This is a genomic window from Jeotgalibacillus sp. S-D1, assembly GCF_004358665.1.
Lineage (GTDB): Bacteria > Bacillota > Bacilli > Bacillales > Jeotgalibacillaceae > Jeotgalibacillus.
The window spans coordinates 590,870-604,207 of sequence record NZ_SMZR01000001.1 but is presented as its reverse complement, the minus strand read 5'-3'; the positions used below and the strand labels follow the sequence as shown (position 1 = coordinate 604,207).

Sequence of the window (13,338 nt, the reverse complement as noted above, 5' to 3'; positions counted from 1 at the left end):
CCCCCGGTATCACTGCTTCTTCCTTCTATCATTCCTCAGGCTGCACCTGCTAATAGGATGTTACATGTTACAGCTTCTCAACTTTTTCTTCCTGGCCATCTTGGCCATTTATAAAGATTCTGTATGTGTCTTCGCCAAGTGTGCCTATAAACTCTCTGCAAAGAACTTCATCACCCATTTCATTCCGGATGATTGCAAGCCTGGATTCCTCCACCTTGAAATTAGAATGGAGCATCTCGATCGCTTCGCTTTCTGATAAAGCAGGTTCACCAACTTCTCTTTCTTCTCCATTTTGCAAATAGTCTACACCCAGGAAGCCTACCACTTCCCCTGTATCCAAAGCAATTTTAACGTGGATGGAATCAGAATTCACATAAACCTGCTGCGGTTCAATCAGCCTGATGAATGTCAGCATGGCCATTCCGTCGTTTTGCCTGCTATTTTCCAAAATCACATCATCAAATCCATGCTTCTTTAAAAACGCTGCTCCCTTTTCACCTGCATCATAGAGACTTAATTTTTCATTTCCTATATCCCTGTTCAGCAAATAGAAAAGAGGATACCCGCCTTTTTGGGTAAGATCCATGTTGGCGCTGTGCCCGTCAGCCGTTTGCCAATCTGCTGAATAGAACGGATAATCGGATCCATCTAAACTTTTTGATATGTTAATCTTAACCTTTTCATCCAGACCAGCGAATTCTCTAACTTTTTTAACAGCCTGTTCTTCTGTGAGATCGTCTCCCTTAAGATGGGTAAGCTGCTTACGGCGCTGGTCGGCTGTTTCCTGATCCGTTTTTACAAACGTTTCCACTGCATAACCCTTAGCTGTATTGTCCATCTTCTTAAATCCGTCAATAACAGAATTATTTTTAATTTCATCGCCTGTTGCCAGAAGCCCTTCCAGATCCATCCATTCGACATTATCTGCCAACACCTTGCTTTGAATGTCTCTTAGTTCATTTTGAAGGTCAGCAGACTGTGAATATAATGTTTCCAGTTTTGCATATTCGTCTTTTGACAGCGGTTTTGATTCTAAATCACGGACAGCCGTCTGATAACTAAAGTTACCTATTTGATTTAAAAACCCTTCCATCTCATTAAAAGGCAGCATTCCAAGCGGCAGCCGGCCAATATCAGAATGAATCAACGAGGTCAATCTCCACACCTCTGTCAGAGCAGGTGTTAAATTTCTGCCGGCATTCATGGCTAGTGACGACCCTATTTGGTCATGCAATAAATCCATCTGATAGGATATTTCATGAAAGGAACGTTGGTATTCATTTTCCATATGACTTTTGAGTGTGTCTTTTTCTGTTTTTTGATAGGCACCCCATGATACAGCGGCAAATAAGCCGACAAAAAGCACAGAAAGAAGAATGGTTCTTTTCATCATTGTTTCACCCTCCTTTTATAGGCAGAAAATATGCTCGCCTATTTGTTTTATTTGAGGTCTTGTCCAGATCCAGCCGCTTGTAGCCGTATCAGGATTAAAATAATACAAAGCGTTTTCCGACGGGTCCCAGCCATTTATGGCATCGATAACGGCCCGTTTTGCCTGTTCATTTGGTGTCAGCCATATCTGACCGTCCGCTACCGCTGTAAAAGCTAAAGGTTCAAAAATAACTCCGGATGCTGTGTTTGGAAATTCATCGTCTTCTATGCGATTTAATATAACCGCCGCAACAGCTACCTGACCGATATAAGGCTCGCCCCTTGCCTCCCCATACACAGCATTGGCCATGAGCTGAATATCCGTTTCTGAATATCCAGGCGGGTACTCAGGAGCATTTTGGGGAGGAGCAGCTTTCCCATCCCCTTTTTTAACCTGCTGATCCAGCGGCACACCGCCGTAATAAGTAAATTTATTTCCTTTTTCTATGTTTGAACGCACATAGTTTTCATCGTAATCCGATACAGACACCAGCTTTTGGCGTGTAGTATCTCCAGCCAGCCCATCAATATCCAATCCGTAATCCTGTTGAAAATTGCGAAGCGCCCAATAGGTGCCCCAGCCAAAATCACCATCAATTTTGCCTTCATAGTATCCAATGTACTGAAGCCTGGACTGAAGTTCTATGACGTCATCACCATATGCTCCCCGTTGAACCACTTGACCACTAAAGGCATGTGATTCATCGGTGAAAAACAATCCATGTGCCAACATGACGATGATAAGGAACAATCCACATTTTTTTGTCATAATTATTTGCCTCCGTTCTTAACTGAAATCAATCGAAGTTAGTTTGAACGAATTGGTAGTAAGCTATACATAAAAACCAAAAAGCTAGCTTCATTTCTATACGAAATGGAGCTAGCTTTTTGGATTAAGTCTTTTATGATGAAGATCTGTTAAGGTATGAGCTTTTTTTACTTTCCATAGTCCGAGCCACCACAAAAACGTCATAAAAGGAATGATAAAATAAATCCAGTTGCTGAAGCTTAATAAAATGAAATCGTATAATCCGTGCAAGATCACAGGGACAGCCAATGATAACAGCAATAGATTCTTTCTGGTCAGGGATGGAGAAAACTTTGCTTTTCCGACATAGTACCCCATTACGACTCCGAACAGTGCATGACTGGAGACCGGCAACAATGCGCGGCCAAATGCAGATCCTAGTCCATTCACCGCTATAAACAGAACATTTTCGAATGTGGCAAATCCCAGAGAAACCGCTGCGCCGTAAACAATACCATCATATGGCTCATCAAATTCTACTAAATGAAAAATGAAAAAGTACAAAATAAACCATTTAAAAAATTCCTCAAGCAGTCCATAGGAAATTAATGAACGAAAAAAAGGTGTTGAAAAAACCTGCTCTGCTTCAAGAACATATTGCACGAACATAATTGGGAAGGTAATGGCTAATCCTAGGAGGAAAGCTCGAAAGACTGTTCTAATGGGTTCGGTGTCATATTGATCCCTCAAATAAAAATAACTTAAAAGAGCCAGTCCAGGAGCTATCGCTGCTGAGATGATAGCAAGCATAAAAGTGCCTCTTTTCAATCTGTTTTTCTCATCGTATCATGTAAAGGCAATGTTTAATATAGTCAATCGTGTAAAGGCGGGAAGCAAATGTCAAAAAAACAAATTCTACTTATTCATACTGGCGGAACAATCTCAATGGCACAGGATCAAAATAGCGGCGCAGTATCGCCCACCGGGGAGAATCCTATGGTATCTCAAACATCTGCCATGAACGATTACGCCAAACTTTTGGTGGAAGCTCCTTTTACGTTGCCATCACCGCATATCACTCCTGAACACATGCTTGAAATTAAACGATTAATTGAAAAGTATTATTTAGAATCAGGAATTGATGGCGTGGTGATAACACACGGCACAGACACCCTGGAAGAAACAGCTTATTTTCTTGACTTGACAGTGAGACTGTCTATTCCGATTGTGCTGACCGGGGCTATGAGATCTTCTAATGAGATTGGTTCTGACGGACTTTATAATTTAATCAGTTCAGTGCGCGTTGCCTGCTGTGATGAAGCCTACGGAAAAGGAGTGCTGGTTGTACTCAATGATGAAATTCATACTGCTGTCAACGTAACCAAGACACACGCAAGCAACGTATCCACATTTCAAAGTCCGCAATATGGACCCATAGGGATTGTCACAAAAGGCGGTGTTATGTTTCACCATACACCAAAGCTTGATTTGAAATACACATTAACAGAAACCAACAAAAAAGTGGCTATTTTGAAATCATACGCAGGAATGGACTCAAGGCTTTTTTCCAGCTTGCCGGAATTGGATTTTGATGGAGTTGTGGTTGAAGCTCTTGGGCAGGGGAATCTTCCCCCGGGGACAGTGGAAGGCATCAGGCATTTAATCCAAAACAATATACCTGTTGTGCTGGTGTCAAGATGCTTCAACGGCATTGCTCAGGACATATATGGCTATGAAGGAGGCGGCCGGAACCTTAAAGAATTAGGGGTTATCTTTTCAAATGGATTAAACGGTCAAAAAGCCAGAATAAAATTAATGATCGGTCTTGCGCAGTCCACAGATCATACATATATCTCTAATATGTTTAAATAGGATGATTCGGCAAAAACCGTAAACCGCTTAATTTGCAAAAAAAAAGATGCCCTGACGAACATAACTTCGTCAGGGCATCTTTTTGACTTTTTCTCAGTCTCTTTTTAGCTGAACTGGCCTGAAATCATAAGATAACCGTTCCCATTTGTAGACCTTTTGAACACCTTATTATCGTAATGGTTTGTTGCTTTTGGAAACAATCGATTGTGCGATTTGTTTTCCATGAAAACGGCCGTTTTCTATAAAGATTTCATTTGCATTATTACCTGCCGCAATTACTCCGGCAATATATATTCCTTCAACATTTGTTTCCATCGTGTCCGGGTGATATAATGGCCGCCCTGATTCTTCATCAATTAGGACCCCCATGTTTTTTAAAAAGTGATGATCAGGATGGTAGCCGATCATAGCGAATACAAAGTCATTTTTTATTGAAGAGGTTTTTCCTTTTTGAATATATTCGAGCTTTTCCTCTTCAATTTTTGTCACCATTGAATCGAAATGAATGGTTACATCCCCGCTTTTTACAAGTCCCTCAAATTGAGGAAGAATCCATGGTTTAATACTTGGGGAATATTCAGAACCCCTGTAGAAAACGTTCACCCTCGCCCCTGCTTTTTGCAATTCAATTGCTGCATCAACCGCCGAGTTTTTACCGCCGATAATGGCCACATCCGTGTCAAAAAAAGGATGAGCTTCTTTAAAATAGTGAAAGACTTTCGGCAACTGATCACCAGGAATGTCCAGTGAGTTCGGATGGTCATAATAGCCTGTGGCAATCACAATTTTTTCGGCTGTATACGTATCCTGTGATGTGTGAACATTAAAATAGTTAGTTGATGGTTTAATTGACAGCACTTCTTCAAATCGGTTTATACGAAGATCCATTCGTTTTGCAACCTCACGATAATACACAAGCGCCTGATTTCTTTTTGGCTTATGTTCTTCGATAATAAAGGGAACTTCCCCAATTGACAGCTTTTCGCTGGAAGAAAAAAAAGTTTGATGAGTAGGATAATGATAAATCGTATTAACGATATTTCCCTTTTCTACTATCAGAGCATCAATGCCTTCGTTTCTTAAAGCAATAGCAGCTGATAAACCGCAGGGACCGCCCCCTACAATAATCACTTTCTCATGTTTCATTTAGGTATCACTCCTGCCCACTGCGTTCATTACGAGGAAAAATCCCCTATCTTTTATATGATAGGGGATTCGAACTTTCTTTTCAACGAAAGAGTTCTTGTTATTTTTCCTTCTTCAACTTAGATCCATCCTCTGAACCTGCTTGCTTCTGCCATTTTTCTTACACCTACCATATAGGAGGCCAGTCTCATATCAACTTTTCTGGATTGAGAAGTCTGGTAGATTGAATCAAATGAGCGCACCATGACGTTTTCTAACTTTTCCTCTACTTCTTCTTCAGTCCAATAATAGCCCTGGTTGTTTTGGACCCATTCAAAGTAAGAAACGGTCACTCCTCCAGCTGAAGCCAGTACGTCCGGTACAAGCAGAATACCGCGTTCAGTTAGAATTTTTGTTGCTTCAAGGGTAGTCGGGCCATTTGCTGCTTCTACCACTATACTGGCTTTTATTTTATGAGCATTATCTTCTCTGATTTGATTTTCAATTGCTGCAGGCACTAAAATATCGCAATCAAGCTCAAGCAGCTCACTATTTGACAACGAAGAATTAAAAAGCTTTGTGACCGTGCCAAAGCTGTCCCTGCGATCCAACAGATAGTCTATGTCTAATCCATCAGGGTCGTGTAACGCACCGTAAGCATCTGATATGCCGATTACTTTTGCTCCCGCATCATGCATAAACTTAGCCAGAAAGCTTCCTGCATTTCCAAATCCCTGCACGATCACCCGGGCACCCTGAATCGAAATACCGCGTTTTTTTGCGGCTTCACGAATACAGATCGTTACTCCTTTGGCAGTAGCGGATTCCCTTCCATGTGAACCGCCCAGAACAAGTGGTTTACCTGTAATAAAACCAGGAGAATTAAATTCATCTATTCTGCTGTATTCATCCATCATCCAGGCCATAATTTGAGAATTTGTAAATACATCCGGTGCAGGAATATCTTTGTTCGGGCCAACAATCTGGCTTATAGCCCTGACATATCCTCTGCTCAAGGTTTCAAGTTCCCGAAAAGACATTTCTCTTGGGTCACATATAATGCCGCCCTTGCCCCCTCCATACGGGAGGTCGACAATTCCGCATTTCAGGCTCATCCATATAGACAATGCTTTCACTTCTTTTTCTGTTACATTTGGATGAAACCGAATTCCACCCTTTGTTGGACCAACAGCATCATTATGCTGAGCTCTGAATCCTGTAAATATCTTAATTTTCCCATTATCCATTCGTACAGGTATTTTTACGGTCATCATTCGAATTGGCTCTTTTAATAATTCATACACTTCTTCTGTATAACCTAATTTATCTAAGGCTTGGTGTATGACAGTTTGAGTTGATTTTAGAACATCATATGTAGTCTGCTCGGAAGAATGAGTTGACCCTTTTTCGGTTACCATTTGTTAACCTCCCAATTATTAGAACGCATTGTATGCTTGAACGGAAACCTCCGTCTTTCATGAAATAGTATACACGTTTTAACAGGGATTTGAAAGACGAAAACACATTAAAAAGATCTTAATGAAAGCGTTATCAAAATGTTTAACTATTAAAAAAACTCGCTTACATCGAGTGTAAGCGAGTTTCCTTTACATTTGGGCAGCAAGCCAATTTTCCCAATCTTCCCTTGACTGCCCGACTAAATGCTCCAGATAATTTTTTTGTTCTGCTGAAGTCATCTGGTCAATAGCAAATCCTCCGATTCCTATGGAAAGATTCGAGTGTTCTGTTTTTAGCTCATCAATTAAGTTTAATACCTTTGGAAGGTTTTCAATCATTGTGCAGGATAGAAATAAAAATTTCGGATCGACTGTGTCAAGTACTACATTAATATCTCCTTCTTTAATGCTTGTACCCAAATAGATCACTTCATAGCCTTTCCTTCTTACGTAAAGAGTAAAAATCAATAATCCCAACTCATGCCATTCTCCGGGAGCACAAACCGCTACTACTTTAGGCAAAATACCGTTATGAGGGAAAGAATGCATTAAAATACCTATTCTAGAACGTAAAACTGAGGTAGCGAAATGCTCATGTGCAGTCGTAATTTGACCTTTTTCCCACAGATAGCCGATGCGAATCAAAACCGTTCCTAAAATATCAATTAAAACTTTATCAATTGTATATATTGAAAACGCCTGATTAATTAAATCATGTGCCTTATTCTCATCAAATTGAAGCAGGCAATCAATCAGATCATCCTGAAAGGAAGATATTCTATCCTTGGAATCTTCTTGTTCAGCGATATCCTCCTGATCCATCAGCGCCACAGCCTGGCTTATTGTAAAACCGGCATTAATTTTACCGACGAGCCATTTTAGCTGCCTTACTTGCCTGTCGGTATACAGCCGGTGTCCGGATTCATTCCGGACAGGAGCAATAACATTATATCTTCTCTCCCACGCTCTCATGGTGCCGGGCTGAATACCAAGCATAGTGGAGACAGCTTTAATATTATATTTGCCTTCCTCTTTGTTCATCCAAATTGCCCCCCTGAAACTCAAGTGCCTTGAACAAATTATAGTCCTCAAAAGAGATTGTGTAAACTTTGTATAGGTTTTATACAATAACCTCTATGACTGCTGCCTAATTCCCAGTTAAGGTAATATAATTTGCTTCGGATTTCGCGCCGAGTCTGAAGGGAAGAAATGTGGTTCCATAGCCATTGCTGATTAAATGGACTGTTGAATTGAAGGAGGAAACCCCTCCTAATTGATATGGTCCAAAACCAAAAATTCTTATTTGTCCGCCATGCGTGTGGCCGCTTAGGATTAAATCAATCGTTGGTAATTGTGCATTCAGTTGGTTAATAACACTTGGATCATGACTAACCAGGATTTTTTTTTCGTGTTCAGGTATTCCTTTTAAAGCCTGGACGAGATCATCCTTTTCATAACTAATGTCGCCTAAACCTGAAATCCATATGAATCCGCCATCGTTGAAATGCCATTTGACAGAACTATTTTCCAGGATTAATACATTATTTTTGTGCAACAGATCAGACAGTCGTTCTCTTTCTATTTCTTCATCATTGTTGCCGTAAACAAAAATAAGAGGCCCGATTTCCTGCAGGCATTTAAGATTGTCCTCAACTCTGGAGAAAGGGACTCCTTTTTCCATGATGTCCCCTCCAATAATGACAAGATCACATGGCGGTATCGTTTTTATCCATTTATAAGAAATTTTTCTGCGATGAATATCGGAAATAAAAAAAATGGTGCGTTCTTTACCTGCTGCATCTTGTAATAAGGGAATGCTGTTTTCTACAAGATTGTTTTCGAAAGCTCTTTTTAACATCCAGGAACATGTACCGATCCCTAAAGTAAGTAAAATATATAAATGCTTCATTTTTTCCTCCATCATGACAGCATAAGACCGCATCATTAAAAAACATTTCCTCTGCATCATGCAAAGGAAATGAATGTACGTAATCAGTCTTCTTTAATATCTAATATGCGAAATCCTGATTTTTCAAGTTTTTTAAGAAAACGATCAATATTGTCTCTTTTTTCAATTTTAAGGACTATTCTTCGAACCAGCTTATCCGTTTCATCAAAAGTAACCAGAGAAATGACTGATTCATGAAATTGTTGAATTATATCTGCAAGACGGGAAATTCTGCCTTCAGTTTCAACCGATGTGAAAGCAATACGAATTCCTTCTTTGTGCATTCCAAAGGCACTCTGAAATTGATTCAGCACATCATAACGGGTGACTGCACCCATAAATTCACCCTGTTCGTTTACTACAGCAAGCAAAGGGAAATCATTTAACTCAAAAAGAGTCTTCTCAAATATTTCATCACCTTTTAAAAACTTTTCCTGATGAGTAGCTACGTCTGCCGCTGTCGTAGCAGCATTGTAATCTTCCCTTGACTTTCCAGAATCAAAAAAAGATTTATAAATATGATAACGTGTAATTACTCCCGAGTATTTGCTCCCATTTAACACAGGCACCCCGTCAATTTCATGCTCTTCCAGCATAGCAACTACCTTTTCAACCGGATCACTTGCCTGAACTGTGTAACAATTAACATTTGGTACCATGGCACTTTTAACAAACATATCCTTCACCTCTTGGTTTCGTAATAATACTCCTTTCTACATAGAAAAGAAAATACCTTCAAATTATGATCTTTTTAATCAGGTTACGGCATCTTTAATACTTGGCCCTCATGGATATCATTAGTCTGCAGGCCATTCATTTGCTTAATTTGATCCACAAAATCGCCGCTTCCATAATAATTAACCGATATCCTGAATAACGTTTCGCTTGATTGAACAGTGTGGGTGCCTGACCCAGTTGTTTCTTCGGCTGGTGGTTCTTCTGCCGGCGGAGCTTCCTCCTCAGGTTCTTCAGCAGGTGCTTCCGGTTCTTCAACCGGTGTCTCATCAACCGGCTCCTCTACAGGCTTTACCGCTTCAACTGCCGGCTCTTCCTCTTTTTTTGCTGTTTCCTTTTCTAACTCAACAGCATCAGATTCTTTTGCAGGCTGCTGTTTTTTTTCAGCGGTATCTTTCTCTTCATTTACTGCTGCATTTTTACTTTCCGGCTTATCTAATTGTACTGAATTGTCCCGTGATAAAGTGGCATTTGTCACGCTATCTTCATTATCAAAAAAAGTGATGGATAAAATGGTTACCGTGAGCGGCAGCAATACGAACAATGCTAATAACACGCGTATGAGAGGAAAAGGTTTTTTCTGAGATGCTTTTTCGTCTCTTTTCTTGCTGTGCAGTGCGAGTCGAGACTTTTCTCCCGCACTCTCATCCTGTGTATCAGTTCGTTCATTAGCCGTCTTTAATTCCTGACGAGATTTATTGGCTTGATCGCGATAAGGATCACGTTTCATAATATTCCCCTTCTTTTCATTTAAGTTGTTTTGATTTTTTTAGCAGATAAAGTCCCAATAAGAAATCCACTATAAAATGAAGGGCTATAGTTGTCCATAAACTATTGCTCCATTCAAATACTGCTCCGATTACAAAACTCAGAACAAAAATATTTAATGTTAAATACCAGTGATTCAGATAGCGAAAGTGTATAACTGCAAAAAGCAGGCTGGCAATTACTAAGTTGCTGTTTGCCTGAATTACTCCTCTGAATAATAATTCTTCTGCAGTTGCAATACATAAAGCCAGCAAAGCAATTTTAAACGGATTTAATGATCCAAATAATTTTTCATTTACGCCGCCGTCATTATAATAATGATCAGGCAGCATTCTCATTAAAAATAAGTCAGCTATTACGATCGCTGCCCCAATTAATGCTCCAGCCGTTATGTATAAGGGTTCTACCTTCAGTATGACTAAAAATGCGTCAAACGAATCATATAGGATAATTCCTATTAGTAATGACAGCAGAAACAAAAACAGCTGTGTGTATAAAACGTAATGAAAAAGCTTTTTACTGCTCACGCTCCTGATTATCTCGTTTTGCTTTTCCATTCTCGACCACCTAGAAAAGTAATGCCAGCCTTTCCTTCCAATCTGCAATATTCTCTTTGTCCTCAAACACTTCATCCATTTCAAACTCTTTTAGATGCAGACCGCAAATATCACAGCACTGGGGCTGTTGCAATTCTTTTGTTTCATAAAAACTTTCTGCAACCATCCTTCTTCTGCAAACCGGAGAGGCTGCATATGCTACAATTTGCGATATTTTTACATATTTTTCTGTCAGCCTGTCTGTCATTTTGTTAAAAACAGTATCTGCCCAGTATTGATCGTTCCTTTCATGGCTTATATAGTATTGAAGAACTCTGTTTTGAATGTCGGTAATCCCGATTTTTTCCTCCAAATCAGCTGGGGTATCTACTTTTCTATGCCATTTTTTAAAGTCATTTATTTGACGTAAAGAGGGACGTTCAAGTTCCAATAAATTTATCGGAATTTGTTCGTCTCCCTTTGAGTATAACAGGATTGAGATACTTTTTTTATTATCTCTGCCGGCCCTGCCGATTTCCTGGACGAAAGATTCCATACTTGAGGGTAAATGAAAATGTATGACCGTTCTAATATTTTCTTTGTTTACCCCCATTCCAAAGGCACTTGTAGCGAAAACCCATTCGAGCTGATTATGCAAAAACTGCTGCTGTATCAGTATTCTCTGTTCCTGATCTAATCCGGCATGATAGCTTGCAATATTTTTTGACAATGCAGAATTAATTTCATCTGCAAGCTCATCTGCCAGGCGTTTGCTGGAAAAATAAACAATACCCGGTGCTTTAAGCGTTGATATATACTGTTTTAAAATATGCACTTTTTCTGTAAAAGAAGAGGCTGTTTCCACCTTCAGCGAAATATTAGGCCGGTCAACTGAATAAATCCACTCATCTGGAGTCTTCATTTTTAAAGCAGTTCTTATATCTTCTCTAATTTTTGGGGTTGCCGTAGCTGTTAAGGCTAAAGTAACAGGCGAACCCAGCTCCTCCCTGATTTGTCCAAGAGAAAGATAATCAGGTCTGAAGTCCGGCCCCCATTGAGAGATACAATGCGCTTCATCTACAACGAATAATGCAATGGAACAAGTCAAAAGAGCTTTTTTTACCTCGTCTAACGCCAGCATCTCAGGAGAAATAAAAATAAACCGGTATTTATGAAGATGATTCAGTGCATACCGTTTTTGTTTAAAGGGTAAAAAAGAATTGATTGCAATGACGCTTTTTTCACCCCGGACCATTACATGCTCCACCTGATCCTGCATGAGTGAAAGCAGGGGCGACACAATTAACACCTGACCGTTAAAAATATACGACGGAAACTGGAAACATAATGATTTGCCTGATCCTGTTGGAAGCATCGCAAGCGTGTCGCGGCCCTGTACAATGCTTTCAATTACTTCCCTTTGGCCTTCTCTGAATGATTTAAAGCCAAATTTTTCGAAGAGTAATCTTTCCACTTCCCATCTCCCCTTCCCCTCGTAACAAGAACCAGTCGGATTTGGAAATAACTAGCTTCTGGTACGTGAATTTTTATTTCCCTCAGCCTTTTATGATTTAAATTAAGCGCTTGAGACCAGATCATTTCCTGTAAACTTTCATTCACATATCGGTCAATCGCAAATGAAGGGGTCATCAATGCAAGCTCAATTATATGATCCTCTATTGTACTTTCTTTTAGTTTTCGGGCAGCAGCTATATCGGATAATGAAAAGCCTCTCGACACGTATTCCTTTGTTTTTTCTGTAGAGGAGGTCAAAATGACTTTTTCTTGAGCGATGCCTTCAATCACTGAGTTCAGTAATGGGTACGAGACAGGATTTTCTTGAATGTGATTTATACTGAAATGAACAATATTTAAAAAACGAAAGTGCGCTTCAGCAGCATCCATTTTAAAATGCTTCGCGAGCTGGTCGGTCGTCATTCCAATGAGCCTGTAGCCGCTTAGCCGGTGAATGAAAAAGTCGGGTCGATCAGGAAAACCTGAGCACTGGCATAATTGCATGAGTTCACTATGTAATGATTTTATTTTTTTATTTCTTCTGTCGCCCCAGGTTAAAAAAATGCCTCTAACCCAGTACTGTATCTCCGGGTCCCGCTGAACCGGGTAAAAATATCTTTCATTGTGATAGATATTTGACAGAGTCTGCACAAGCAGTGATAGACGTTTCCAAAAAACCATAGCCCGATCCTGGTAGTTCCATCCCTGAACATGAAGCGGAAAAAAGTGCTTCTCATAATAAGCTTCCAGCTGATTTTCGCCTTCACTGGTTACTTTATATCTATTATTTTCTATTATAAAAATTAATTTGTCGTCCATCAGCTTCTGACAGCTTGAATCAAAGTCAAATCTCGACAGTGCCGGCAGGGTCTGAAATAAATTTGATACACCATATAGGTGGGCATCCTGAATCGTTTGTGAGGTTTTTTTGCCGGTTAACAAGTGGTAAATTGCGGAGCGGCTTCGATCTCCATTAAATAAACGAAAGCATGTCAATAAGATTGCATCTAAATATGTCATGGATGAACCCCTTTATAATGGTTTATCGAATCTTTATTTTATCATGTTATTGTCGATTGCTGACAGTTTTCTTTTTGTCTAATCGGGTAAAATTTATTAGAATTGCACAACTTTACGTTTTATTCCTGGTGTAACTATTGAAAATCTCTGCGTAGATGTTTAGAATGGTAAATGATACTTTTT

Annotated in this window: 13 protein-coding genes; 1 reads left to right on the top strand and 12 read right to left on the bottom strand. The window is 39.7% G+C overall.

Going from position 1 to position 13,338, the window contains the following annotated elements:
- Positions 1-67: 67 nt before the first annotated feature.
- The 3 genes from ypeB to prsW form a co-directional block, all read right to left on the bottom strand.
- Positions 68-1,393 (bottom strand): germination protein YpeB, encoded by a 1,326-nt coding sequence (gene ypeB, locus E2R51_RS03075; RefSeq protein ID WP_133375556.1) that lies wholly within the window; start codon positions 1,391-1,393, stop codon positions 68-70.
- Positions 1,394-1,408: 15 nt separating this feature from the next.
- The gene (gene sleB / locus E2R51_RS03070; protein ID WP_133375555.1) at positions 1,409-2,200 is read right to left on the bottom strand and encodes a spore cortex-lytic enzyme; all 792 of its coding nucleotides are present in this window, start codon (positions 2,198-2,200) and stop codon (positions 1,409-1,411) included.
- 111 nt (positions 2,201-2,311) lie between these two features.
- Entirely contained in the window at positions 2,312-2,989 is a 678-nt protein-coding gene (prsW, locus tag E2R51_RS03065; protein ID WP_133375554.1) for a glutamic-type intramembrane protease PrsW, read from the bottom strand.
- 87 nt (positions 2,990-3,076) lie between these two features.
- On the opposite strand from prsW, the gene E2R51_RS03060 reads away from it, so the two are divergent.
- Positions 3,077-4,051 carry an asparaginase gene (locus tag E2R51_RS03060; protein WP_133375553.1) on the top strand — a complete coding sequence of 325 codons (975 nt, stop codon included), beginning with the start codon at positions 3,077-3,079 and terminating at the stop codon, positions 4,049-4,051.
- Positions 4,052-4,219: 168 nt separating this feature from the next.
- Here E2R51_RS03060 and E2R51_RS03055 read toward each other — a convergent pair whose 3' ends face one another.
- The 9 genes from E2R51_RS03055 to E2R51_RS03015 form a co-directional block, all read right to left on the bottom strand.
- On the bottom strand, positions 4,220-5,197 hold the full coding sequence (locus E2R51_RS03055; RefSeq protein WP_133375552.1) for a YpdA family putative bacillithiol disulfide reductase: 978 nt from the start codon (positions 5,195-5,197) through the stop codon (positions 4,220-4,222).
- Between the two features lie 119 nt (positions 5,198-5,316).
- Positions 5,317-6,594 (bottom strand): Glu/Leu/Phe/Val family dehydrogenase, encoded by a 1,278-nt coding sequence (locus E2R51_RS03050; protein WP_133375551.1) that lies wholly within the window; start codon positions 6,592-6,594, stop codon positions 5,317-5,319.
- A gap of 189 nt (positions 6,595-6,783) precedes the next feature.
- A complete protein-coding gene (locus E2R51_RS03045; protein WP_133375550.1) occupies positions 6,784-7,674 on the bottom strand; it encodes a MerR family transcriptional regulator in 891 nt (296 codons plus the stop codon).
- A 106-nt stretch (positions 7,675-7,780) separates the two neighbouring features.
- Positions 7,781-8,542, bottom strand: coding sequence for a metallophosphoesterase (locus tag E2R51_RS03040; protein WP_165967123.1), 762 nt, complete (start codon positions 8,540-8,542; stop codon positions 7,781-7,783).
- An 83-nt stretch (positions 8,543-8,625) separates the two neighbouring features.
- A complete protein-coding gene (locus E2R51_RS03035; RefSeq protein WP_133375548.1) occupies positions 8,626-9,258 on the bottom strand; it encodes a CBS domain-containing protein in 633 nt (210 codons plus the stop codon).
- Between the two features lie 83 nt (positions 9,259-9,341).
- Complete coding sequence (locus tag E2R51_RS03030) at positions 9,342-10,046, bottom strand: LysM peptidoglycan-binding domain-containing protein (protein WP_133375547.1); 705 nt, start codon at positions 10,044-10,046, stop codon at positions 9,342-9,344.
- A 16-nt stretch (positions 10,047-10,062) separates the two neighbouring features.
- Complete coding sequence (locus E2R51_RS03025; RefSeq protein WP_165967122.1) at positions 10,063-10,641, bottom strand: CPBP family intramembrane glutamic endopeptidase; 579 nt, start codon at positions 10,639-10,641, stop codon at positions 10,063-10,065.
- 10 nt (positions 10,642-10,651) lie between these two features.
- On the bottom strand, positions 10,652-12,094 hold the full coding sequence (locus E2R51_RS03020) for a RecQ family ATP-dependent DNA helicase (protein ID WP_133375545.1): 1,443 nt from the start codon (positions 12,092-12,094) through the stop codon (positions 10,652-10,654).
- On the bottom strand, positions 12,031-13,155 hold the full coding sequence (locus E2R51_RS03015) for a YpbB family protein (RefSeq protein ID WP_133375544.1): 1,125 nt from the start codon (positions 13,153-13,155) through the stop codon (positions 12,031-12,033). The genes E2R51_RS03020 and E2R51_RS03015 overlap by 64 nt, the downstream gene beginning before the upstream one ends.
- Between the last annotated feature and the right edge of the window lie 183 nt (positions 13,156-13,338).